This is a genomic window from Anaeromyxobacter soli, from assembly GCF_022808855.1.
Classification (GTDB): domain Bacteria; phylum Myxococcota; class Myxococcia; order Myxococcales; family Anaeromyxobacteraceae; genus Anaeromyxobacter; species Anaeromyxobacter soli.
Genome location: NZ_JAKZLF010000005.1, coordinates 158,725 through 182,108 on the forward strand (window position 1 = coordinate 158,725; position 23,384 = coordinate 182,108).

Here is a 23,384-nt window from a genome sequence, read left to right on the forward strand (position 1 = left end):
GTGAACGGGGCGGGGGCGGCCCGGCCGGGCGCGGGCCACGATGGGCCGGGGCGTTCGCGGCGGAGGTGGCGAGTCCTAGCTTCAGACGTGGTCGCTGCGCGGGGCGGGGGCATCGTGCGGATCTGGGCGGCGGCGATCGCGGCGGCGCTGTGCCTCGGCGCGTGCGAGCCCTGGCACTGCGACTTCTACGTCCGCGACGCGTGCATCGAGTTCGTGAACGATCCGGCCGATCTGGCCGACGCGGAGCAGCGGGTCTCCTCCCTGCTCGACCGCGAGCTTCCGTTCTGGGGGCTCGCGAACCTGGGCGGCTGGCGCATCCAGTTCCGCGAGGACGCCGAGTACGCCTGCTACCTCGCGTCGCACAACGACGGCTGCACCGACTACCTGGAGAAGACCCTCTCGGTGCGGGTGCCGCCGGACGCGGAGGGCTGCTTCGAGGCGTCGGAGCTCCTCCACGAGCTCGGACACTACAAGCTCGGCGACCCCATGCACTCGAACTCGCGCTGGGAGCAGGTGGACGCGCAGTTCGCGCCGATGGTGTGGGACCGTCCCGACGCCGCCCCCTCCTGCGTTCGGCGCTACACCGGTGTCGAGCGCGGGATGTGGCCGGTGCGGATCGACAAGTTCTGAGCGTCACGCACGCGGCGCCGCCCCGGGTCCCTCGCGGGCAAGCCCCGCTTTTTCCACGCTGCGTCGCGGCGCCTCGCCCCGCCCGCTCGTTACGGACCCATCCTCCCCAGAGAGGAGCGGCGCATGGCCTCGATCCACAAGCACGTGACCCGCGACGTCGTGGCGCTCGACGCCACGGCCCCCATCCGCCAGGCGGCGCAGCTCATGGCCGATCGGAGGATCGGCTCCGTGGGCGTGAAGGACGCCGGCGGCGTGGTCGGGCTCGTCACCGAGCGCGACCTCGTCATGACCGTGCTCGCCCGCGGCGGCGACGGCGGCCTCCCCATCCGCGAGGCCATGCGGACGGGCCTGCCGCACGTCCCGTCGAGCGCGAGCGAGGCGGAGTGCGCGGCGCTCATGCGCGACCACTACACCCGCCACCTGCTCGTCGAGGAGGAGGGGCGCGTGGTGGGCGTCGTCTCGATGCGCGACATCATCCAGCTCATGCTCGACGAGAAGCAGTTCGTGATCGAGCAGTTGCAGGACTACATCACGGGGAGGTAGCCCGGAGCCCGGTCGCGCGAGTTGCGCCGGCCCGAGGCGGTCTCCCCGCCCTGGCCGCCGGGCGTTCCTGCGCCGTCCCGCCCGCCGGGCGCCTTCACTCCCCGGGAGCGTTGGGATCCATCGGCGCCTCCGGCCGCTCCGGCCGGCGGCCGGGGAGCTCGGGCTCCGGCCGGGGGATGCCCGGCACCTCGCGGCCCGGCTGCGCGCCACGCCCCGGCAGCTCCGGTTGCGGCGGTGGCACGCGGGGGATCTCCGGCGCGTCCTGTCCTGGTCTCCGTTCTCCCATGGTGTCCTCCTCGGCGCGGCGCGTCGCTTTGCCCGGGCCTTTGCACCTTGCGCCGCGCCGTTGCCCGGTTAGAGGCTCCCCCGGCGACCGTGCGGCCTCCAGGAGGGGCCGGGCGGCCGCGTGTCGCCGCGGCGGACGCGGCGCGCGAGGGAACCATGCGCATCGCAGTGGCGAGGGAGACGTCGCCCGGGGAGCGCCGCGTGGCGCTCGTGCCGGAGAACGTGGCGCGGCTCGTGAAGCAGCAGCACGAGCTCCGCGTCGAGCGCGGCGCCGGGGTGGCGGCCGGCTTCCCCGACCAGGCCTACGAGGCCGCGGGGGCGGCGCTCGCGGACGGCCCCGCCGCGCTCGAGGGCGCCGAGGTGGTGGTGCGCGTGCAGCGGCCGTCGGAGGCGGAGGCCGACCTCCTGCCGCAGGGCGCGCTCCTCGTCGCGCTCCTCGCGCCGCACCAGGGCGGGCCGCTCCTCGCGCGGCTCGCGGCGCGGCGCGTGTCGGCGCTCGCCATGGAGAAGGTGCCTCGCACGACGCGCGCCCAGTCCATGGACGCGCTCAGCTCCCAGGCGACGCTCGCCGGGTACAAGGCCGTCCTCGTCGGCGCGAACGCGCTGCCTCGCATCCTCCCCATGATGACCACCGCCGCGGGCACGCTCGCGCCGGCCAAGGCGTTCGTCGTCGGCGCGGGGGTCGCCGGCCTGCAGGCCATCGCCACCGCGCGACGGCTCGGCGCGGTGGTCTCCGCCTTCGACGTGCGCCCGGTGGTGAAGGAGCAGGTGCAGTCGCTCGGCGCGTCGTTCGTGGAGGTCCAGGAGGTCGCCGCGGAGGGCGCGGGAGGCTACGCGAAGGAGCTCGGCGCCTCCGAGCAGGAGCGCGTGCTCGGCGCGATCGCGGCGCACGTGAAGGACATGGACCTCGTCGTCACGACCGCCCAGATCCCCGGCCGGCCGGCGCCGCGGCTCCTCACCGCCGACATGATCCGCTCGATGCGGCCCGGCTCGGTGGTGGTGGACCTCGCGGCGGAGTCGGGCGGCAACTGCGAGCTCACGCGCCCGGGCGAGGTGGTGGTCGAGGCGGGCGTCACCGTGCTCGGCCCCCTGAACCTCCCCTCCACGGTGCCGTTCCACGCGAGCCAGATGTACGGCCGCAACGTCACGACCTTGCTGCAGCACCTCGCGAAGGACGGCCGGCTCGTGCTCGACCCGCAGGACGAGATCACCGGCGCCATGCTCGTCGTCCACGACGGGCAGGTCCGCGGCTAGGGAGGATCATCCATGCCAGGCCTGGAGCTCATCGAGATCTACGTCTTCGTGCTCGCCGGGTTCGTGGGGTTCTTCACGATCACCCGCGTGCCCGCCCTCCTCCACACGCCGCTCATGTCGGCGACGAACGCCATCAGCGCGATCTCGCTCGTCGGCTCGCTCGTCATGGCGGGCGCGGACCGCGGCGCCCTCCCGACCGTCCTCGGGTTCATCGCGGTGACGAGCGCCACCATCAACGTCGTCGGCGGCTTCATCATCACCGACCGCATGCTCAAGATGTTCAAGCGGGCCGACCGCGGGGGGCCGCGCAAGTGAGCCCCCGCACCGTCTTCATCGAGGCCGCCTACCTCCTCGCCTCGATCCTCTTCATCCTCGGCCTGCGCAGCCTCACCCTCCCCGATCGCGCCCGGCGCGGCATGCAGCTCGCCGCGCTCGGCATGCTCGTCGCGATCGTGGGCACGCTCGTGAACCACGAGATCGTGCGCTACGAGTGGATCATCGCCGGGCTCGTGCTCGGCTCGCTCGTCGGCTACCCGCTCGGCGTGTACGTGCCCATGACCGCGATGCCGCAGCGGATCGCGATCTCCCACATGTTCGGGGCCGTCGCGGCCACGCTCGTCGGGGTCGCGGAGTTCTGGCACCTCGGCAACGGGGCGGAGGTCTCGCGGTCCGTCATGGCCGCGCTGGGCTTCGAGGTGCTGTTCGGCGCGCTCACCATCACCGGCAGCTTCATGGCGTTCGGGAAGCTGCAGGAGCTGCTCCCCTCCCGGCCGGTGACGTTCAAGGGCCAGAACCTCGTCTCGATCGGCATGTTCGCCGCGGCCGCCGCGCTGTTCGCCTGGCTCGTCGCCGACCCGGCGAACCCGGGCGCGTTCTACGCGATGGTCGTGCTCGGCCTCGTCTTCGGCGTCTCCCTGGTGCTGCCCATCGGCGGCGCCGACATGCCGGTCGTCATCTCGCTCCTCAACTCGTACGCCGGCCTCGCCTCCTCGGCGACGGGGTTCGCCATCGGCAACAACGTCCTCATCATCGCGGGGGCGCTCGACGGCGCCTCCGGCTTCATCCTCTCCATCATCATGAGCCGGGCGATGAACCGGTCGTTCGCGAACGTGCTCTTCGGCGCGTTCGGCGCCGCCCCCGAGGCCGCGCAGAAGACCGCGCAGGGGCTCACCGTCCACGCGATCACCCCCGAGGACGCCGCCATCCAGCTCGCCTACGCCCGGCTCGTCATCGTGGTGCCGGGCTACGGCATGGCCGTCGCGCAGGCGCAGCACCAGGTCCGCGAGCTCGCGGCGCTCATCGAGAAGAACGGCGGGACGGTGCTCTACGCCATCCACCCGGTCGCCGGCCGCATGCCCGGCCACATGAACGTGCTGCTCGCCGAGGCGGACATCCCCTACGAGAAGCTGAAGGAGATGGACGAGATCAACGACGAGTTCAAGAACGCCGACGTGGCGCTCGTGATCGGCGCGAACGACGTCGTGAACCCCGCCGCCCGCACGGACAAGGCCTCGCCCATCTACGGGATGCCCATCCTGAACGTCGACGAGGCGAAGCAGGTCATCGTGATGAAGCGCTCGATGAACCCCGGCTTCGCCGGCATCGAGAACGAGCTCTTCTACCGGGAGAACACCGCGATGCTCTTCGGCGACGCGAAGGCGTCGCTCGCGAAGCTCGTGCACGAGATCAAGCAGGCGTGAGCCCTCTTCCGCGGCCGTCGTGAAGAGAAGCTGGATGACGCATGCGGGAATTTGCCGTTTCCTCGCGCGGCGGTCCGGCGCACATTACCTCCCGTTCCCCGGAGCGCTCCTCGCGGAGCCGTCGAAAGGAAGCCCGATGTCGAAGACCCCCGCCTACGCCGCCCCCTCCCCCGGAGCGCCGCTCGCTCCCTTCACCGTCGAGCGCCGCGACCCGGGGCCGCACGACGTGCTCATCGACATCCTGTACTGCGGGGTCTGCCACTCCGACATCCACCAGGCGCGCGACGAGTGGGGCGGCGGGATCTTCCCCATGGTGCCGGGCCACGAGATCATCGGCCGCGTCCGCCAGGTCGGGAAGGCCGTGACGAGGCTCGCGCCGGGCGACGTCGCGGGCGTGGGGTGCATGGTCGACTCCTGCCGCGAGTGCGATCCCTGCCGGCACGACAGCGAGCAGTTCTGCGAGAAGGGCGCCGCCTTCACCTACAACGGGACGGAGATGGACCGGCGCACGCGGACGTACGGCGGCTACTCGACGCGCGTCGTCGTCGACGAGCGGTTCGTCCTGAAGGTCCCGGCCAGCCTCGATCCGGCCGGCGCCGCGCCGCTCCTCTGCGCCGGCATCACCACCTACTCCCCGCTGCGCCAGTGGAACTGCAAGCCCGGCGACCGCGTCGCCGTGGTCGGCCTCGGCGGCCTGGGCCACATGGCCGTCAAGCTCGCGGCCTCCATGGGCGCCGAGGTCACGATGCTGAGCACGTCCGCCTCGAAGGAGGCGGACGCGCGCCGGCTGGGCGCGCACGGGTTCGCGTCCACCAAGGACGCCTCCACGTTCTCCAGGCTCGCGGGCCGCTTCGACCTCATCGTGGACACCATCTCGGCGCCGCACGACTACAACGCGTACCTCGGCCTCTTGCGCCCGAAGGGCGCCATGGTGCTGCTCGGCGTGCCCCCCGAGCCGACCCCCGTCGCCGCCTTCTCCCTCATCTCCGGGAACAAGCGGCTCGCCGGATCGCTCATCGGCGGCATCGCGGAGACCCAGGAGATGCTCGACTACTGCGCCGCGCACGGCATCGTCTCGGACGTCGAGATCATCCCGATCCAGAAGATCAACGAGGCGTACGATCGCATGATGCGCGGCGACGTCCGCTACCGGTTCGTCATCGACGTCTCGAGCCTCGAGCGCGCTTGAGCCGACCCACCCCGGGCGCGGCCGACGCGCGGCGCTCGGCCAATCCCGTCACGCGTGCGGCCGCTTCTCGGTGGCGCGCGCCCCGGCGCCGGCCTGCGGCGCGGTCGCGACGCCGAGCTGGCGCATGAGCCCGAGCGCGTCCCACTGGGTCCACTCCTCGACGAGCTTCGCGCCCTTGAACTTCCCCACCGTGATCCCCTCGACCGTGCAGCGCGTCCCGGTGGGCTCGATGCCCATGAGCGCCGCGCGGTGCGTTCCCGTCATGCGCCACCGCGTGATCACCGTGTCGTGATCCGCGAAGGAGCCGAGGATCGTCGGGGCCATGTCGGGGAAGGCGTCCCGGTACTGGCGGCACAGCTCGCGCGTCTTCTCGAGATCGGTGTCTCCGGCCAGCGGATCGTGGCTCCGGTACTTGGGGTCGCAGAGCTCGTCGAAGATGCCGAAGTTCCCCTTCCCCCAGGCCTCCTCGAACATCCTGCGGTGAGACTGCTTGATGTCCACGGCCATGACTCGCTCCCTTCCACCTCCCCTGAAGACCTTCGAGGGGGAGGCGGGACTGACGTAGGCAACGGCCCGGTGGGGCGCGCGGTCAACGCTCGCTGACCCCCGAGATCACGGGGCGGTGGAGCCCAGCCGTCGGGGGCACGGCGGATGGACGCCGGTCCCGCGCGGGCGCCGCCCCGCCCGGCTGCTTCACGGCGCGCCCCTCGCGCAGCACCTGACGGAGCCGGCCGCGCCTGCCGCGTGGGCCTCGTCGTCCTCCACACGCAGCACTAAGAAAAGGTTTGCCACGGTCCGCCGCCTCGTTCGCGGCGCGAGGGAGAGAGAGATGGATCTCGAGAAGGAGGTCGCCGAGCTTCGCCGCTGGTTCGAGAGCCCCCGCTTCGCGGGCATCAAGCGGATCCACTCGGCGCGCGAGGTGATCGAGCAGCGGGGCACCATCCGGCCGGACTACACGGTGGCCCGGTCCGCCGCCGAGGCCTTCCACGCGCGCCTGCGCGAGCTGTTCGAGCAGAGGCGGTGCATCACCACCTTCGGCCCGTACTCGCCCGGGCAGGCGGTGGCGATGAAGAAGATGGGGATCGAGGGCATCTACCTCGGCGGCTGGGCCACCTCCGCGAAGGGCTCCTCGCACGAGGACCCCGGCCCCGACCTCGCGAGCTATCCGCTGAGCCAGGTCCCCGACGAGGCGGCGCCGATCGTCCGCGCCCTGCTCACCGCCGACAGGAACCAGCTCCACGCCCGCGCGCGCATGACCGAGGAGCAGCGCAGGGCGACGGCGGCGGTGGACTTCCGGCCCTTCATCATCGCGGACGCCGACACCGGCCACGGCGGTGACGCGCACGTGCGCAACCTCATCCGGCGCTTCGTCGAGGTGGGCGTGCCGGGCTACCACATCGAGGATCAGAAGCCGGGCGTGAAGAAGTGCGGCCACCAGGGCGGCAAGGTGCTCGTCTCCGAGGACGAGCAGCTGAAGCGCCTCTCCGCGGCCCGCTTCCAGCTCGACATCATGGGCGTGCCGGGCATCCTCGTCGCCCGCACCGACGCCGAGTCGGCCACCCTGCTCGACGGGCGCGGCGACGACCGGGACCAGCCGTTCATCCTCGGCGCCAGGAACCTCGCGCTGCCCACCTTCAAGGCCGCCTTCCTCGCCATCCTGCGGCAGTTCCAGCGGGCCGGCGTGGAGGAGCTCTCCGGCCACGAGCTCTACGCGCTCTGCGAGGAGGAGCTCGCGGCCGCCGACGCCTGGCTCGAGCGGACCGGGTTCGCGAAGGGGATCGCCGCCGCGGCCGCAGGCTACCTCCGGGGAGCGATCCGCTCCGTGGACGCCGCGCTCGACGAGGTCTTCGACGCGTTCGTCGACGCCTGGCAGCAGGAGGCGGGCATCTCCACCTACGCCCAGGCGGTGGGCGAGGCGATCGCCTTCCGCGAGAACGAGGGCGACCCGCCGGCGATGAGCAAGGCCGACTGGCTCGCGTTCGCCGAGCGCGCCCCGTTCTACCGGGCGCGGGAGCGGGCGCGCTCGATCGGCCTCGACGTCACCTGGGACTGCGAGCACGCGAAGACCCCCGACGGCTACTACCAGGTGCGCGGCGGCCTCGACTACGCGATCGCCAAGTCGCTGGCCGCGGCGCCGTTCGCGGACCTGCTCTGGATGGAGACCAAGACGGCCGACCTGCACGACGCGAGGCGGTTCGCGGACGCCATCCACGCCGCCTTCCCCGACAAGATGCTCGCCTACAACCTCTCCCCGTCCTTCAACTGGGACACCACCGGGATGGACGACGAGCAGATGCGGCGCTTCCCCGAGGAGCTCGGGAAGCTGGGGTTCGTGTTCAACTTCATCACCTACGGCGGGCACCAGATCGACGGCCTCGCCGCGGAGGAGTTCGCGAGCGCGCTCCGCCAGGACGGCATGCTCGCGCTGGCGCGCCTGCAGCGGAAGTTCCGCCTGCTCGAGTCGGGCTACCGCACGCCGCAGACGCTGGTGGGCGGGCCGCGCGCCGACGCCGGGCTCATGTCGATCTCGGGCCGCACCGCCACCACCAAGGCGATGGGCCAGGGCTCGACGCAGGTCCAGCACCTCGTGCAGACCGAGGTGCCGCCCAAGCTGCTCGAGGAGTGGCTCGACGCGTGGCGCGAGCACCACGGGGTGCAGGGCAAGCTGCGCGTCGCCCTCCGGCCGCACACCGCGGAGTCCGATCTGCTCGAGCTCGCGCTCGTCTCGGCGGACGGGGAGAAGAAGCTCGACGTGATCTTCGCGAGCATCCACGACCGGCGCGGGCGCAGCATCCTGTCGGTGCGCGACCAGAACAACTTCGATCTCGGCCTGCGCAAGAAGCGGCTGATGACGCTCGTGCTCCTGTTCCTGTTCCACCGCTACAAGGTGGACTCGGTGCACTTCGTGACGCCCACCGAGGACAACCAGCGCCAGGCGGAGGGCATGAGGGCGCAGGGGCTGTTCGGCACGGTCGTGCAGGAGGTCGGCGAGATCATCGTCGCCGACGTGAACAAGGCGCGGGTGAAGGAGCTGCTCGCGCCGGACCGGGCGGCGCTCAAGGCGCTCATCGCGAGGCGATAGGCGGGAGACCGGGCGAGCGCCCGTTCCGGATCGAAACGGCTTCCCCTCCCGGATCGGAACGGTCGCACGGGTTCGGAACGGTTCCGGCGCGGCCGCGTGTCGCGATCCGGCGCCGGACCCGCGATCTCGCCGGCGAGCGGGGCGTGGCACGACGCGCGCAATGGCGTCGTCCCGTCTCACTCACGACGAACGACGAAAGGCCCGGTGACGAAGATGACCGTTCAGAATGCCCAGCAGTCCGCTCGCGTCCGCTCCAGCCTCCTCCGCAGGATCTCCTTCGCCCTCGCAGCGCTCGCGCTCGCGGGCTCCGCCGCGGCGGACGTCACGTTCAATCCCGCGACCGGCCAGGGCTTCGTGGGGAAGGGCGACGTGCAGACCCCCTTCGCCTGGAACAACGCCATGCTCCAGTCGTACGCCAACGCCATCGCGTTCAGCTACGAGTCCGAGGCGGTCTACGACGTGACCTGCGAGAAGGAGGGGAAGAAGACCACCCTGACCAAGCAATTCAAGCGGAGCCGCGCCTCGGAGCTGAGCATCCAGTTCGAGACCCGCAACAACAAGAAGCAGGTGACCGGCTTCTTCCTCATCGGCTACGGCGACGAGGTCGAGAGCACCGTCGACGGCAGCGACATCTGCCCGGCCTCGGACAACGACATCGCCTGGGTGGAGGTGCCCGGAACCCGCGTGACGCTCTCCACGACGCCGGCCCGTCTCTACGTGACGTTCGGCGCGTCCCGGGCCCTGCTGTACTGAACGTCGGTTCGTGATTCGCGATCACCTTCGGTGATGAATCACGCTGGTCCCCTGCGCCGCCGCGAGCGGCGTCGCCCCAGCGGGCTCGCTGCACTCGCCGCCGCGCCTTCGCTCGACGCCGCCCCGGCCCGCCAGGCCGGGGCGGCGCTGCGTTCGCCGCGGGCCTCGAGGCCTCCGGCCCAGCTCAGCACGGGCCGAGCAGGCGTTCGCGCAGCCGCGCGACCTCGGCCGCGAGGGAGCCCAGCTCCCTCCCCGCCAGCAGCGCGTCCTCGAGCGCCGCGGCCGCTTCCGAGAGCGCGGGGAGCCCGAACGTCCCGGCGGTCCCCCGCAGCCGATGGGCGAGCCGACCCGCCGCGTCCGCCTCACCCGCGGCCACCTTCGCCTCGAGCTCCTGGGCCACGGCGTCGAGCGAGGAGACGAAGCCGGCGCGCAGCGACGCGACGTCCACGCGCGCGGCGGCGGGACGAGGAGGCGGCGCAGCCGGCTCCGCCGGCTTCTCCGGGAGAGCTCGCGGCGGCGCCGCTCGCTCCCAGATGGCCAGCACCTCGGCCGCGAGCGCCAGCGGATCGAAGGGCTTCGTCACGACGCCCGCCGCACCCATCGCGCCGTAGGCTGCCACCTCCCCCGGCTGCACGCGCGCCGTGAGGAACACCACCACCGGTGCCTGCGTCCCCGCGCACGCGCGCAGCGCGGCCAGCGTCGCCGGACCGTCGGTGCCCGGCATCATCACGTCGAGCAGGATCAGGTCGGGGCGGAGCTCGTCGAGGCGAGCGATGGCATCCGTCCCGCTCGCGCACTCCGCCACCTCGAAGCCGCCCACCGCCTCGAGCGCGATCCGCGCGACCGTTCGGATGTCGCGCTCGTCGTCGACGACGAGCACCCTGCGGAGCGGCCGCGCGGCGCTCACGTGGCCTCCGCGGTCGCGGCGCGCACCGCCGCTGGCTCCGCCGGGAGCTCCACGAAGAACGTGGTGCCCTCCCCGGCGGCGGAGACGTAGTCGATCCGGCCGCGCATGCGCTCCACGAGGGACCTCGCGATGGAGAGCCCGAGCCCGGTCCCCTCGCGCGCGCGGGTGCTCGACGCGTCGGACTGCGAGAAGCGCTCGAAGATGTGCTCCCGGAACGCCTCGGGGATGCCGGGGCCGCGGTCCCGCACCTCGATGCGGACGGTCCCCGCGCCGACGTCGACGGCGCGGACCTCGACGCGGCCGCCCGGGGGCGAGTACTTGCACGCGTTCGACAGGAGGTTCGACATGATCTGCTGGAACCGGTGGCGATCCACCGAGACGACGATCGGGGGGAGCGCACCGACCGTCGCGATCTCCACCTGCAGCCGCTGCGCGAACGCCTGGTTCAGCGCCACGGCCTCTCTCAGGAGCTCCGGGACGGGCGCCGGCTCGAACCTGAACTGCATCGCGCCGGACTCGATCTTCTGCACGTCGAGGAGGTCGTTGATGAGGCGCGACAGACGCTCGCCGTTCTCGTCGGCGATCGTGACGAGCTGGCGCTGCTTCTCGTCGAGCGCGCCGACGACCCCGCCGCGGAGGAGCCCGAGCGCGCCACGGACCGCGGTGAGCGGCGTCCGGAGCTCGTGGCTCACGACCGAGACGAACTCGCTCTTCATGCGCTCGATCTTCCGCCGCTCCGTGAGGTCGCGCACGAGGCCGACGAAGACCGGACGACCCCGCAGCCGCACCTCGCTCACGGACAGCTCCATCGGGAACGGGTCGCCGCTGCGGCGAAGGCCCTCGACCTCGCGGCCGCTCCCGATCACCTTGCGCTCGCCCGTCTCGAGGTACCGTCGAACGTAGCCGTCGTGGTGCGAGCGATCGGGCTCCGGCATGAGGCACGAGACGCTCCGCCCGAGGACCTCCGCGGCGCGCCACCCGAAGATCCGCTCCGCGCCGTGGCTGAACGACTCGATCCGGCCGTGCTCGTCGATGGTGACGAGCCCGTCGAGCATGTGATCCACGATCTCCCGGAGGCGCGACTCCGCGAACTCGAGCTCGAGGGTGCGCTCCGCCACCCGCGCCTCCAGCGACCCCTGCGCCGCGCGCAGGCCGTCCACCATGTGCTGGAGTGTCCGGGCGAGCTGGGCGGGCTCGTCCTCGCCCACGGTCTCGAAGCGCACGTCGTCGCTGCGCCCGCGCTGGACCGCGTCGGCCGCGAGGGAGAGGCGTCGAAGCGGAGCCAGGAGCCGGCGCGCCGAGATCCACGAGGCCGCGCCCGCCAGGACGAGGACGACCGCGCCGCCGATCGCGTACATGAGCGCGAGCCGGGAGAGCGGCGCGAGCGCCGTCGCGCGCTCCGTCTGGACCGAGACCGTCATGTCGAGCGGCAGCGCGAGGCCGGCCGTCCCCAGCGCGACGGCCACCTCCAGGGGATCGCCCGGGCGCGGCGGACCGGGGGCGACGATCTCGTTCAGCCGGTCGCCGCTCGTGACGCGCAGCGCGGCGACGTGGCCCGCCGGCAGCATGCGCGCAGCCCGCCCGAACACCGCCGAGATCGGCAGCTCCAGCACGAGCGCCCCCTCGGGCAGGCGGGTCGCGGGGTACACCACCGGATATGCGAGGACGAGCGTGGGCTCGCCGTGCTCGCCCTCGTCGAGCATGCCGGCGTGCTCCACGCCTCGCTCGACGAGGGCGCTCCACCACGGGCGACCGCCGAACCGCCCCGTCAGCTCGGCGCTCGAGGCGATGACCTTCCCGGTGTGGTCGGCGAGCCCGAGGCGATACGGCGTCACGTCCAGCGGGGCCGGGAGGCGATGGTCCCGAAGGAAGGGCTGGAGATAGCTCGCCCTCCCCGCGGAGTCGACGAGCCCGTTCGCGACGAGCGGGCTCCGCGCCAGCCCCGCGACGTCCGACTGCACTGCGAGCAGATAGCCCTCGAACCGCTGCGCGACGAGCGTCGCCTCGCTGGTGAGCGACGCCCGGACCCCGTCGACGACCACGGCGCGCGTGACGAGGAACGCGAGGGCCCCCGTGACCACGACGAACGAGGCCGCCAGCGCAGCGCCCAGGATCACGATGCGGTTCGCGATGCTCCGCCGGATCCAGCGCGCCGCGCGAGCGGTGACGCCGAGACGCTCCGTGGCGGTCCTGCGAAGGCGACCGGACGCGCTCATCTGACGGGCCCGTCCGAGCGCACGAGGGCGCCATCGGGCGCGAAGCGGGCGAGGAAGACGTCCCCCGGCCCGAGGGCCTCGTGACGGGTGGCCGTGAAGGGGTGGCGGTACGTCTTCACGAGGCCGTCGTACTCTCCGAGCTGCTCGAGGGCCCTGCGTATGGCTTTCCGGTCGGTGCTGCCCGCCCGGTCGATGGCCCTCGCGAGCAGGTGGACGAGGTCGTACGCGTGCGCGACGCCGACCGGGGCCTCCACCGCGCGCGGCCCGTGGACGCCGAACTCGTCGCGCAGCGCCCGCAGGACCCGCCGCGCGTTCGGATCGCGGGCGCCGACGAAGCTGTACGTCTGCACGACGTGGAGGGACACCTGCTGCAGCGCATCGCCCGCGAGCCTGGTGAACTGCCCGCCCGTGAGGCCCCAGTGGCAGAACAGGGGACGCCGCTCGTCCGGCGGGAGGCCCGCCATCTCCTTCACCAGGATCGAGCCCTCCCCCTCGTTCGCGACGAGCACGACCGCCTCCGCCCCGGCCGCGAGCAGCGTGCGGTATGGCGCCTTCAGCGAGGCGTCGCCCCAGTTGTACCAGGCGGTCGCGACCAGCGAGGACCGCCGGCTTCGCTGCGTGTACCGCTCGGCCGCGGCCAGCGAGCTGCGGCCCCAGCTGGTGTTCGGGAGGACGAGCCCGACGCGTTTGAGCCCCTGCCGCTCGATGCCTCGGAACAGCGCCTCCATGGCCCAGGTGTCGTTGAGCGACAGCCGGAACACGTAGTTGGGCGTGCGGCCGTTGTGGACGATCGCGTCCGAGGCGGACCAGGCCGCGAGGAGCGGGATGCCGAGCTCGTGGACGACCGGGATGAGCTCCTCCACGACGGGGCTGAACTTTCCCGTCATCACGGCGACCACGTCCGGGTTGGCCGCCACCTCCCTCACGTTCTCGATCGCGCGCGACGGGACCGAGCGGTTGTCCCGGGTGACGAGCTCGAGCGGACGTCCGTCCAGCACGCCGCCCTTCGCGTTGACCTCGGCCGCGGCGATGAGCGCGCCCCTGCGGATTGCCTCGGCGGAGGTGCTCGTCGCGTGCCCGAACTCGAGATCGAGGGCGAGGAGCACGGGGCGCGTCGAGGGGCCGCCCGCTCCGTGGCCGGGCGTCGTCGCGAGGGCGAGCAGCAACGCCACCACGCGATGCAGAGGAACCATGGCCTGCCTCTGCGCGGGCGAGGTCCCCGCGTCATCGCCACTCTACGCGCCAGGGCGCGCTCGAGCGCGCCAATCCTGGGAACCGGACGGAGTGGGCCGAAGGGGCGGCCACGGCGGACCCGGTCTCCGCGACGGTGACTCCGCGGCATTCAGCGCGGTGGCGGACGCCGGGGCGCCGTGCTGGAATGTCGGTGCGCCGGGGGCGGACCGATGGGCGAGGGTGAGCCGGTCAGGGTGTTCGTGGTCGACGACGACCCGCACCTCCGCGCGCTCGTCGGCGCGTGGCTCGAGGCCGCAGGCCTCTCCCCTGCCCTGGTGGACAGCGGCGAGAGCTGCCTGCTCGCGCTCGCGGACGAGACCCCCGCGGCGGTGCTGCTCGACCTGTCGATGCCGGGGCTCGGGGGGATCGCCACCCTCGAGCGCATCCGCGCCCACCACGCGCACGTGCCGGTCATCGTGCTCACGGCCGCGGCGGACGTCGCGACGATCGTCGAGACCATGCGCAAGGGGGCCTACGACTTCCTGTCGAAGCCCATCGAGCGGACGAAGCTCGTGACCACCGTCGTGAACGCGATCGAGAAGCACGCGATGGAGCTGCGCATCGCCTCGCTCGAGCGGGACGCGGCGGGCGCGATGCCGGGGTTCACCGGCGAGTCTCCGCCGATGCGCCGGCTCTACCACCTCATCGACCGGGTGGCTGCGACGGACATCTCGGTGTTCATCCACGGCGAGAGTGGAACGGGCAAGGAGCTCGTCGCGCGCGCCATCCACGCGCGGAGCGGGCGCGCCGAGGCTCCCTTCGTGGCGCTCAACTGCGCGGCCATCCCGGAGTCGCTCCAGGACTCGGAGCTGTTCGGCCACGAGAAGGGGGCGTTCACCGGGGCGGCCGCGCGCCGTCTCGGGAGCTTCGAGCAGGTGGCGGGCGGGTCCCTCTTCCTCGACGAGGTCGCCGAGCTCTCCCCGGCGACGCAGGCGAAGCTGCTGCGCGTGCTGCAGGAGCGGCGCCTGCAGCGCGTCGGCTCCTCGCAGGAGATCCCCGTCGATTTCCGGCTCATCTCGGCGACGCACCAGGATCTCGGCGCCGCGGCGCGCGCGGGGCGGTTCCGCGAGGACCTGTACTACCGGATCGTCGTGTTCGAGCTCGAGGTGCCGCCGCTGCGGCAGCGAGGGGACGACGTGGTGCTGCTCGCGCGACGGTTCCTGGCGCAGGCGGGCCGCGAGCTGCGGGGGCGCGAGGTGACGATCTCGGAGGAGGCCCTGGCGCGGCTGCGCGCGCACCGGTGGCCGGGGAACGTCCGCGAGTTGCAGAACGTCTGCCAGCGGGCGCTCGTCACGTGCGAGGACGGCGTCGTGCGCCCCGGGGATCTGCCGGGCGGGCTCGGGCTGCCCTCCGCGCCGAACGGCCCGAGCGAGGGCGCCGCGGCGCCGGCCGCGCTCTCCCCGAGCGCGGAAGAGCTCCCGACGACCTCGGCGCCTTCGACCCTCGCGAGGGCTCCCGCGGAGCCCCTCGGATCCGCCGGCGAGGACGCCGGGCTGTCGCTCGCGGGAATGGAGAAGCAGGCCATCGTCGAGGCGCTGCGGCAGTACGGGGGCAACCGGGCGCGCGCCTCGAAGCAGCTCGGCATCGGCCGGACCACGCTCTACCGGAAGCTGCGCGAGTACGGGATCGAGTGATCGCGGGGGCGAGACCGGCCGGTCGTCGCGAGCGCTCCCGTGCACCGTCATCGCCCCGTCGCCCTGGCGACGGCCGGCGTCACGGACCGTGACGCGCCCGGGCGTCGGGCCGTGACGAGGAGCCCGACGGCCAGCAGCGACAGGATCGCCGCGTGGTAGGCGAGGTCGGGCGCGGTGCGGGGGCCGACGCCGACGGCGATGGTGAACAGGCCCACGAGCGTCCCCAGGAGCGCGAACGCCTGGGCCGCGAGCCCGATCGCGCGCGTGCGCGGCGCGCTCGCGAAGGTGAGCGCGAGCGCCGCGAGCAGCACCCCGCCGATCACGCTCTCGGCCGTGCCCGCCTTCTGGTGCTCGTAGCCGCGGGCGAGCACGCCGAAGTGAACGAGCGCCGCGGCCACGAAGCTCGTGCCCTCGAGGACTAGGAGGAGTCGAATCCGTCTCATGATCGTGCCTCGCCCGGGAGTCTGGCGAGCGAGTGCGTCCCGCGCTTTTCGCGATGACGAAGTTTCATTGCGCGCGGCGGCGAGGAGTCCGCCGCGCGGCGCGCTCCCCGCCCCCGGCGGACGCGCCCGCGCCCCCGGGCGTGGCGCAGGCGCATGCCCTGCGGTCAGGTGCCGGGGAGCCGCCCGTGCGCTCACTCCGCGAGCGCCCCGGTGCGCTGCCCCTACGGCCCCCGCTCGAGCGCCGCAGAGTCGATGCGGTCGAGGCGCAGGTGGCGCTCCTCCCCGGTGCTCGAGTCGACGCAGTGGACGAGCGTGGTGTGCCTCTCCATCACCACCCCGACCACCCGCACGACCCGCTCGCCGACGCCGCCGTCCGAGCAGCTCGCGCTGCGCCGACACCGACAGCGCACCTCGAACCTTGTCGAGCGCGGCCTCGAGCGTCTCGCCGAAGGGGAGCAGCCGCATGGCGCTCGCGTAGGCGCCGAGCGCGACGAGCACGGCCGCCTCGCGCGCGTTGAGGTTGACGGGCGGCAGCGAGTAGTGCCGGTCGAGCGCGTACCCGCCGCCCCGGCCCTGCTCCGCGTGCAGCGGCAGGTCTCCCGCCCGCAGCGCGTCGAGGTCGCGGTAGACGGTGCGGACGGTGACGCCGAAGCGCTCGGCGATCCGCTGCGCGGTCACCCCGGTGCGGCGGCCGCGCAGGTACTCGGCGATGGCGAACAGGCGAGCTTGTCGCGTCACGGGGCCTCGAGAGGAAACCTGACATAACGATGACACACCCGGCGCGCATCTTACGCCCACGACGACGGATTCCTCCGTTCGTCCTTCAAGGGAGACGAGGCGATGACGAGCGCGATCAACTGGTTCGAGCTGCCGGTCGAGGATCTGGAGCGGGCCCGGAGGTTCTACGAGACGGTGCTCGCCACCCCGCTCGGAGGTGGGGCCCGCGTGAACGACGGTGGGCTGCCGATGGCGTTCTTCCCGAGCTCCGACGGCGTCGGCGGCGCGCTCGTGAAGGACCCGCGCTTCAGGCCGGCCTCGGACGGGGCGGTGGTGTACCTGAACGCCGACGGCGTGCTCGACGCATGCGTGCGGCGCGTCGAGGCGGCGGGCGGCAAGGTCCTCGTGCCGAAGACGGACATCGGCGAGCACGGCCACTTCGCGCTGCTGCTCGACACCGAGGGCAACCGCGTCGGCCTGCACGACCGGACCCGCCGCGCTCCCGAGCGGGCCTGACCCACGTCGGGCCGCGGCTTCGCGCGGGACGCCGCTCGGTGCCCGATCCCGGAACGCACGCCCCGGCGCCCGTCCGGCGCCGGGGTCTTGCGCCTCGAGAAGGTGAACCCGGCGGCGACCGGCTGAAGTGAAGCTCTCGAAGCAACGTGCGCGCCGGTGAACACGCGACCCGTCGTCTAGCGGTCCACCGTCCTCATGCGCTCCTCGTCGTAGCGCGGCCCCGACACCTTGTCCGGCGGCAGCGCCGCGTCGAGCTCGGCCAGCTCCGCGGGGGACAGGGAGAGCGCCGCCGCGGCGACGTTCTCCTCGAGGTAGCTGCGCCGCTTCGTCCCCGGGATGGGCACGACGTCGTCGCCCCTGTGCAGGAGCCACGCGAGCGCGAGCTGGCCGGGCGTCGCGCCCTTGCGCGCCGCGAGCGCTCGCACCGCGTCGGCGGCGCGGACGTTCGCGTCGAAGTTCGCGCCCTGGAAGCGCGGATCGCGGCGCCTGAAGTCGGTCTCCGGGTACTCCTCCGCGCGCCGCACCGCGCCGGTGAGGAACCCCCGGCCGAGCGGGGAGAAGGGGACGAGCCCGATGCCGAGCTCGCGCAGGAGCGGGATGATCTCCGGCTCGAGGTTGCGCTCCCAGAGCGAGTACTCGCTCTGCAGCGCCGAGATGGGGTGGACCGCGTGGGCCCGGCGAAGGGTCCGCGCGCCCGCCTCGGAGAGCCCGAGGTAGCGCACGTTGCCTTGCCGCACCTGCTCCGCCATCGCCCCGACGACGTCCTCGATCGGCACCGCCGGATCGACCCGGTGCTGGTAGAGGAGATCGATCCGGTCGGTGCGCAGCCTGCGCAGCGAGGCCTCCACCACCTCCCGGACGTGCTCCGGCCGGCTGTCGAGGCCGACGCTCTGCCCGTCCTCGATCCGGAACCCGAACTTCGTGGCGATCACGGCGCTGTCCCGCCTCCCCGCGAGCGCACGCCCGAGCAGCTCCTCGTTCCGGAACGGCCCGTAGACCTCGGCGGTGTCGAAGAAGGTGACGCCGAGCTCGAGCGCGCGGTGGATCGTGGCGACGGACTCCGCCTCGTCCGCCGCGCCGTACGACTGGCTCATCCCCATGCAGCCCAGCCCGAGCGCCGACACCTCCAGCCCTTGCCGTCCCAGCCTCCGCCTCTCGAGCGCCATGCGTTCGCTCCTCCTGGTCCAGGCGTTCTTATGCCCGTGTTCCCCTTGACACCGGGCCCCGCATGCGCCAAATACGCATTCGGTGGCACCGAATATTAAATCAGCCCGTCGGGCACGAGAGATCGAGCACACCCGCCGCGACATCATCGACGCCGCGGCGCGGGTGTTCGCGCAGGCGGGGTTCCACGAGGCGACCATGCAGGCGATCGCCCGCGAGGTCGGCTTCACGGCGGCGTCGCTCTACACGTACTTCAAGAGCAAGGACGAGATCTACGAGGCGCTCGTGGACGAGTTCAGGGGCGCGTTCCTCGCGACCTTCGACGCCCACCTGCCCGCGGGACTCACCTTCGAGCAGCGGCTCGAGCTCCTCGTCCAGCGCCAGTTCGAGCTCGCCTTCGCGCGCCGCCAGGCGCTCCGCATCATCTTCGACCTGGGCCCCCGCCACCGCTGCCGCAACGACGAGGACGGCCCGCTTCCGCTCCTCCGCCGCATGACCGAGTTCCTCGCCGCGTCCGGGGCCAGGGAACACCTGCGCTTCCCGCCCGAGGAGGCGGCGCGCGTCCTCTTCGGCATCACCCAGGCGCTCTTCCTCCCCTGGATCGTCGCGGGCGCGGCCGCGGCGCCGGACCCGGCACGGGAAGCCGCGCACGCCGTCGAGCTCTTGTTGCGGGGGGCAGGCCGCCCGGCCGGCGGCTAGGGCCCCCACACTCGCTCCCACCGCAGCGCCTTGTCCGACCGGGCGCAGCGTGCTAAACGCCGCTTCAATTTGCCGAATGGAGATTCGGACGATGACTCGTACCCTCCCCCGTCTCGCCGTCCTCGCCGCCCTCACCCTCGCCTGCGGCCGCGGCGGCGGCGCCGCCCTCCCCGCCGCCGCGCCGAGCGACGCGCACCCCGACGCCATCGGCGTCCGGACCGTGAAGCCCCACGCCGGCTCCGCCCAGGTGACGCGCGCGACCGGCGAGCTGCGCGCGCGCCACGAGGCCGTGCTCTCCGCCGAGACCTCCGGCCGCATCCAGCGCTTCCTCGTGGACGTCGGGTCCCGGGTGAAGAAGGGCGACGTGCTCGCCGAGCTCGACGCCTCGACGGCGCGCATCCAGGTGCAGCAGGCGGAGGCCGCGCGCGCGGCCGCCGCCGCGGCCCACAAGGGCGCCGAGTCCGATCTCCGCCGCGCGCGCGAGCTCGCCCGCGGCGACGCGGCCTCGCCCGCGGCGGTCGAGCGGGCGGAGACCGTGGAGCTGCAGACGGCCGCCGCGCTCCAGCAGGCGAGCGCCGCCGTCGCGGCCGCGCAGGACCAGCTCTCGAAGCACGTGCTCCGGGCGCCGTTCGACGGCGTCGTCACCGCGCGGACGAAGAGCGCGGGCGAGTTCGTCGCGATGGTGCCGCCGACCCCGGTGCTCGCGATGGTGGACCTCGGCTCGCTCGAGGTGCGCGCGGGCGTGCCGGAGGCGGTCGCGGACCTCCTCGCGCCCGGCGCCGAGCTCGCCGCCACGGTCAGCCCGTCGGGCAAGCCGTTCAAGGCGCGGATCCGCTCGGTGGGCGCGGTCGTCGAGGCGGGCACCCGCACCGTCGACGTGCGCGCCGACCCCATCGGCGGCCCGCTGAAGGAGCTCCGGGCGGGGGCCATCGTCGAGATCGCGCTCGGCGGGAGCGCCGCCGCCGAGGGGCTCTTCCTCCCCGCGGGCGCGGTGGCGGAGGAGGCCGGCGCGCAGTTCGTCTGGACGGTCGAGGCCGACAAGCTGAAGCGCCAGCCCGTCAAGGTCGAGAAGCTCGGGCCCGGCACGGTCCGCGTCCTGTCCGGCGTCGGTCCCGACGCGCTCGTCGTCGCCGAGAGCGGCGCGGCCCTGAAGGACGGCGCGTCCGTCCGCGTCCTCCAGTGATCCGACAGAGAGCCGAGGCACGCACGTGAGCCCCATCCGAACGTTCATCCGCCGCCCCATCTTCACGAGCATGCTCCTGCTCGCGGTGGTGGTGTTCGGCCTGTTCTCGTACCCGCGCATCGGCGTCGACCAGATGCCCGAGGTCGACTTCCCCATCGTCACCGTCACGACGATCCTGCCGGGCGCCGACCCCGAGACCGTCGAGGAGAACGTCTCCAAGCCGCTCGAGGAGGCGCTCAACACCATCTCCGGCCTCGACACCCTCCGCTCCCAGAACTTCGAGAGCGTCTCGATGGTCGTCCTGCGCTTCGAGCTCTCGAAGCCCGTCGACGTCGCCGCCCAGGACGTGCGCGACAAGGTGCAGGCGACCCTCTCCAAGCTGCCGAAGGAGATCGAGACGCCGGTCGTCCAGAAGCTCGACCTCGGCGCCATGCCGATCGTCCAGCTCGCCCTCTCCGGCCCGGTGCCCATCGAGGAGCTCACCCGCATCGCCGAGGACGAGCTGAAGCCCGGCCTCCAGCGGCTCCAGGGCGTGGGCTCCATCGACGTGGTCGGCGGGCGCGAGCGCGAGGTCAACGTGGTCGTCGACCCGGTCCGGCTCCGGTCCTACGGCCTCGCCGCGACCGACGTGTCCCAGGCGATCCGCGCCCAGAGCATCTCCGTCCCCGGCGGCCGCACGCTCGAGCCCGGCCAGGAGCGCGTGGTCAAGCTCGAGACCGAGGCCCGCTCGGTCGAGGAGATCCGCGATCTCGTCGTGGCGAGCCCCGGCAACCGGCCCATCCGCGTGCGCGACGTCGCGAACGTGGTGGACGGCCCCGGGGAGGCGCGCTCGGCGGCGACCCTCGACGGCCGCTCGGCGGTCGCGCTCGTCATCCGCAAGCAGTCGGGCGCGAACACCGTCGAGGTGGCCGAGCGCGTGAAGGGGGACCTCGCCGCGCTCACCCAGCGCCTCCCGGCGGGCTCCAAGCTCGAGATCGTCACCGACAACTCCAAGTTCATCCGCGGCTCCATCTCGGCGGTGCAGCACGACCTCGTCATCGGCGCGATCCTCGCCGTGCTCGTCGTGCTCGTGTTCCTGCGCGACTGGCGCGCCACCATCGTCTCCGCGCTGGCGCTGCCGACCTCGGTCATCGGCACCTTCGCCGTCATGCACGCGCTCGGCTTCACCTTCAACACCGTGACGATGCTCGCGCTGACCCTCTCGATCGGCCTCCTCATCGACGACGCCATCGTCGTCATCGAGAACATCGTCCGCCACCTGGAGAAGGGCGAGCGGCCGCGCGAGGCGGCGCTGAACGGGACCGGGCAGATCGCGCTCGCGGTGCTCGCGGTGACCCTCTCGGTCATCGCGGTGTTCATCCCCGTGGCGTTCATGAAGGGGATGGTCGGCCGCTTCTTCTTCCAGTTCGGCGTGACGGTCGCGGTCGCGGTGGCCATCTCGTACTTCGTCTCGATGACGCTCACGCCGATGATGTCCGCGCGCATCCTGGCGAAGCACGGGCACGGCACGTCGCGGGTGGGGGCCGTGCTGGAGCGGTTCTTCACGGCCATCGAGCGCGGCTACCGCCGCACGCTCGAGTGGGCGCTCGCGCACCGCGCCCTCACCGTCGCGGCGGCGGTGGGCGTGCTCTTCGTGACGGTCGGCCTCGGCAAGTTCCTCCAGTTCACGTTCATCCCGTCGCAGGACCAGGGCGGCGTCACGGTGAGCGTGGAGCTCCCCGTCGGGACGCCGCTCGCGGAGACGCAGCGCGAGGCGGAGCGCATCGCCGGCCAGATCCGCGGCGTGCCCGGCGTCGTGAACGTCTTCTCCCTCGTCGGCGGCGGCGTGGACGAGGCGGTGAACAAGGCCGACCTCACGGTGAACCTCCTCCGGGTGAACGAGCGCCGCTACAGCCAGGAGGAGTTCAAGCAGCACCTCCGGCAGTCGCTCGCGGTGCCTCCGGGCACGGTGCTCTCCGTGGCCGACCAGCAGATGATGGCGGGCGGCGGCTCGCGCCCCCAGCCGGTGCAGTTCAACATCCGCTCGGACGACTGGGACGCGATCCTCGCGGCGGTGGAGAAGACCAAGGCCGCGATGCTGAAGAACCCCGGCCTCACCGACGTGGACACCACCTACCGCGCAGGGCGGCCCCTGCTCTCGGTGCAGGTGGACCGCGACCGGGCCGCCGCGGTGGGGCTCCCGGCGGCGGCCGTCGGCCAGACGCTGCGCGCGTTCCTCGGCCAGGACGCCTTCGGGACGTACCGCGAGAAGGGCAACCAGTACGACGTGAAGCTCCGGCTCCCGGACGAGACCCGCGCTGACCCGGACGCGATCGGCGCGCTCACCCTGCGCACGCCCAAGAACGAGCTCGTCGAGCTGCGCAGCGTGGCGCGGCTCCAGGGCGGCGAGGGCCCGTCGCAGATCGAGCGCCAGGCCCTGAAGCGCCAGGTGACGATGCTCGCGAACCTCAAGGGCTACTCGCTCGGCGAGGCGATCTCGTTCCTGAACGGGATCGCGAAGGAGTTCCCGCCGCAGGTGCAGACGGACTTCGAGGGCCAGGGCAAGGAGCTCGCGAACACCGGGCGCGAGTTCCTCATGGCGCTCCTGCTCGGGATCATCCTCATCTACATGATCCTCGCGGCGCAGTTCGAGAGCCTCCTCGACCCGGTCACCATCATGCTCTCCCTGCCGCTCGCGGTGATCGGCGCCATCGCGGCGCTGCTCCTCGCCCACGAGTTCATGTCGATGCTCGCCATGATCGGCATGATCATGCTCGCCGGCCTCGTGACGAAGAACGGCATCCTCATCGTGGAGTTCACGAACCAGCTCCGCGCCGAGGGCCGGACCACGCTCGAGGCGCTCCTCGAGGCGGGCCCGCTGCGGCTCCGCCCCATCCTCATGACGTCGATCGCGATGATCGCCGGCATGATCCCCGTCGCGTTCGCGCGCGGCGACGGCGCCGAGATGCGCACCGGCATGGCCTGGGCGATCATCGGCGGCCTCGCCGCCTCGACGGTCCTCACGCTCGTCGTGGTCCCGGTGGTGTACGCGCTCCTCGACGGCCTGCGCGGGCGGCTCGTCCGCGCCCTCCCGGCCGCCCCTCACGAGGAGGAGGAGACCGGGGACAAGGCCGCGTAGGACAGGCACTCGCACGAAAGCGGGCTCCCCGGGATGACCCGGGGAGCCCGCTCGAGGCCCGGGCGCGCCTAAGAGGTTGATCATGATTCGCGAACAGGCGAGCGAAGCGAGCCCGCCG

Annotated in this window: 20 protein-coding genes and 1 pseudogene; 13 read left to right on the plus strand and 8 right to left on the minus strand. The window is 72.7% G+C overall.

Going from position 1 to position 23,384, the window contains the following annotated elements; translation table 11 throughout:
- Positions 1–87 precede the first annotated feature (87 nt).
- Together MLV88_RS05980 and MLV88_RS05985 are read left to right on the plus strand one after the other, a co-directional pair.
- Positions 88–630 (plus strand): hypothetical protein, encoded by a 543-nt coding sequence (locus MLV88_RS05980; protein WP_242334917.1) that lies wholly within the window; start codon positions 88–90, stop codon positions 628–630.
- A gap of 123 nt (positions 631–753) precedes the next feature.
- Positions 754–1,173 (plus strand): CBS domain-containing protein, encoded by a 420-nt coding sequence (locus tag MLV88_RS05985; RefSeq protein ID WP_242360598.1) that lies wholly within the window; start codon positions 754–756, stop codon positions 1,171–1,173.
- 94 nt (positions 1,174–1,267) lie between these two features.
- On the opposite strand, the gene MLV88_RS05990 is transcribed toward MLV88_RS05985, so the two are convergent.
- Positions 1,268–1,459 carry a hypothetical protein gene (locus MLV88_RS05990; protein WP_243337079.1) on the minus strand — a complete coding sequence of 64 codons (192 nt, stop codon included), beginning with the start codon at positions 1,457–1,459 and terminating at the stop codon, positions 1,268–1,270.
- Positions 1,460–1,614: 155 nt separating this feature from the next.
- Between MLV88_RS05990 and MLV88_RS05995 the strand changes: the two genes are divergently transcribed.
- From MLV88_RS05995 to MLV88_RS06010, 4 genes are all read left to right on the plus strand, one after another.
- A complete protein-coding gene (locus MLV88_RS05995; RefSeq protein ID WP_243337076.1) occupies positions 1,615–2,712 on the plus strand; it encodes a Re/Si-specific NAD(P)(+) transhydrogenase subunit alpha in 1,098 nt (365 codons plus the stop codon).
- 12 nt (positions 2,713–2,724) lie between these two features.
- Positions 2,725–3,027 carry an NAD(P) transhydrogenase subunit alpha gene (locus tag MLV88_RS06000; RefSeq protein ID WP_242334929.1) on the plus strand — a complete coding sequence of 101 codons (303 nt, stop codon included), beginning with the start codon at positions 2,725–2,727 and terminating at the stop codon, positions 3,025–3,027.
- Positions 3,024–4,412 (plus strand): NAD(P)(+) transhydrogenase (Re/Si-specific) subunit beta, encoded by a 1,389-nt coding sequence (locus MLV88_RS06005; protein WP_242360599.1) that lies wholly within the window; start codon positions 3,024–3,026, stop codon positions 4,410–4,412. The genes MLV88_RS06000 and MLV88_RS06005 overlap by 4 nt, the downstream gene beginning before the upstream one ends.
- Positions 4,413–4,548: 136 nt before the next feature.
- Positions 4,549–5,601, plus strand: coding sequence for an NAD(P)-dependent alcohol dehydrogenase (locus MLV88_RS06010; RefSeq protein WP_242352823.1), 1,053 nt, complete (start codon positions 4,549–4,551; stop codon positions 5,599–5,601).
- Between the two features lie 48 nt (positions 5,602–5,649).
- On the opposite strand, the gene MLV88_RS06015 is transcribed toward MLV88_RS06010, so the two are convergent.
- Positions 5,650–6,108, minus strand: coding sequence for an ester cyclase (locus tag MLV88_RS06015; protein WP_242334937.1), 459 nt, complete (start codon positions 6,106–6,108; stop codon positions 5,650–5,652).
- Between the two features lie 322 nt (positions 6,109–6,430).
- Here MLV88_RS06015 and aceA point away from each other — a divergent pair, with 322 nt between their 5' ends.
- Both aceA and MLV88_RS06025 read left to right on the plus strand, forming a co-directional pair.
- The gene (gene aceA / locus MLV88_RS06020; RefSeq protein ID WP_242334940.1) at positions 6,431–8,683 is read left to right on the plus strand and encodes an isocitrate lyase ICL2; all 2,253 of its coding nucleotides are present in this window, start codon (positions 6,431–6,433) and stop codon (positions 8,681–8,683) included.
- 204 nt (positions 8,684–8,887) lie between these two features.
- A complete protein-coding gene (locus MLV88_RS06025) occupies positions 8,888–9,436 on the plus strand; it encodes a hypothetical protein (protein ID WP_242352821.1) in 549 nt (182 codons plus the stop codon).
- 184 nt (positions 9,437–9,620) lie between these two features.
- Here the strand turns inward: MLV88_RS06025 and MLV88_RS24510 are convergent, their stop codons facing one another.
- The 3 genes from MLV88_RS24510 to MLV88_RS06040 are packed head-to-tail and all read right to left on the minus strand — an operon-like array spanning position 9,621 to position 13,752.
- Complete coding sequence (locus MLV88_RS24510) at positions 9,621–10,343, minus strand: response regulator (RefSeq protein WP_242334946.1); 723 nt, start codon at positions 10,341–10,343, stop codon at positions 9,621–9,623.
- On the minus strand, positions 10,340–12,559 hold the full coding sequence (locus MLV88_RS06035) for a sensor histidine kinase (protein ID WP_242334949.1): 2,220 nt from the start codon (positions 12,557–12,559) through the stop codon (positions 10,340–10,342). Before MLV88_RS06035 ends, MLV88_RS24510 begins: the two co-directional genes overlap by 4 nt.
- Positions 12,556–13,752, minus strand: a complete 1,197-nt coding sequence (locus MLV88_RS06040; protein WP_242334952.1) for an ABC transporter substrate-binding protein — start codon at positions 13,750–13,752, stop codon at positions 12,556–12,558. The genes MLV88_RS06035 and MLV88_RS06040 overlap by 4 nt, the downstream gene beginning before the upstream one ends.
- 234 nt (positions 13,753–13,986) lie before the next feature.
- Here MLV88_RS06040 and MLV88_RS06045 point away from each other — a divergent pair, with 234 nt between their 5' ends.
- Entirely contained in the window at positions 13,987–15,426 is a 1,440-nt protein-coding gene (locus MLV88_RS06045) for a sigma-54-dependent transcriptional regulator (protein ID WP_242370744.1), read from the plus strand.
- A gap of 47 nt (positions 15,427–15,473) precedes the next feature.
- Here MLV88_RS06045 and MLV88_RS06050 read toward each other — a convergent pair whose 3' ends face one another.
- Together MLV88_RS06050 and MLV88_RS24790 are read right to left on the minus strand one after the other, a co-directional pair.
- On the minus strand, positions 15,474–15,869 hold the full coding sequence (locus MLV88_RS06050; protein ID WP_242334960.1) for a hypothetical protein: 396 nt from the start codon (positions 15,867–15,869) through the stop codon (positions 15,474–15,476).
- Positions 15,870–16,484: 615 nt separating this feature from the next.
- A pseudogene (locus MLV88_RS24790) lies at positions 16,485–16,667 on the minus strand (HTH domain-containing protein); the annotation flags it as partial.
- 42 nt (positions 16,668–16,709) lie between these two features.
- Here MLV88_RS24790 and MLV88_RS06060 point away from each other — a divergent pair.
- Positions 16,710–17,102 (plus strand): VOC family protein, encoded by a 393-nt coding sequence (locus MLV88_RS06060; protein WP_242360604.1) that lies wholly within the window; start codon positions 16,710–16,712, stop codon positions 17,100–17,102.
- A 176-nt stretch (positions 17,103–17,278) separates the two neighbouring features.
- Here the strand turns inward: MLV88_RS06060 and MLV88_RS06065 are convergent, their stop codons facing one another.
- Positions 17,279–18,268 carry an aldo/keto reductase gene (locus MLV88_RS06065; protein WP_243337043.1) on the minus strand — a complete coding sequence of 330 codons (990 nt, stop codon included), beginning with the start codon at positions 18,266–18,268 and terminating at the stop codon, positions 17,279–17,281.
- 82 nt (positions 18,269–18,350) lie between these two features.
- On the opposite strand from MLV88_RS06065, the gene MLV88_RS06070 reads away from it, so the two are divergent.
- The 3 genes from MLV88_RS06070 to MLV88_RS06080 all read left to right on the plus strand — a co-directional run bounded on the left by MLV88_RS06070 (position 18,351) and on the right by MLV88_RS06080 (position 23,266).
- The gene (locus MLV88_RS06070) at positions 18,351–18,965 is read left to right on the plus strand and encodes a TetR/AcrR family transcriptional regulator (protein WP_242352815.1); all 615 of its coding nucleotides are present in this window, start codon (positions 18,351–18,353) and stop codon (positions 18,963–18,965) included.
- A 91-nt stretch (positions 18,966–19,056) separates the two neighbouring features.
- On the plus strand, positions 19,057–20,148 hold the full coding sequence (locus MLV88_RS06075) for an efflux RND transporter periplasmic adaptor subunit (RefSeq protein ID WP_242352814.1): 1,092 nt from the start codon (positions 19,057–19,059) through the stop codon (positions 20,146–20,148).
- 25 nt (positions 20,149–20,173) lie between these two features.
- Positions 20,174–23,266: an efflux RND transporter permease subunit gene (locus MLV88_RS06080; RefSeq protein ID WP_242360606.1), complete on the plus strand. Its 3,093-nt coding sequence runs from the start codon at positions 20,174–20,176 to the stop codon at positions 23,264–23,266.
- Positions 23,267–23,384: the final 118 nt, after the last annotated feature.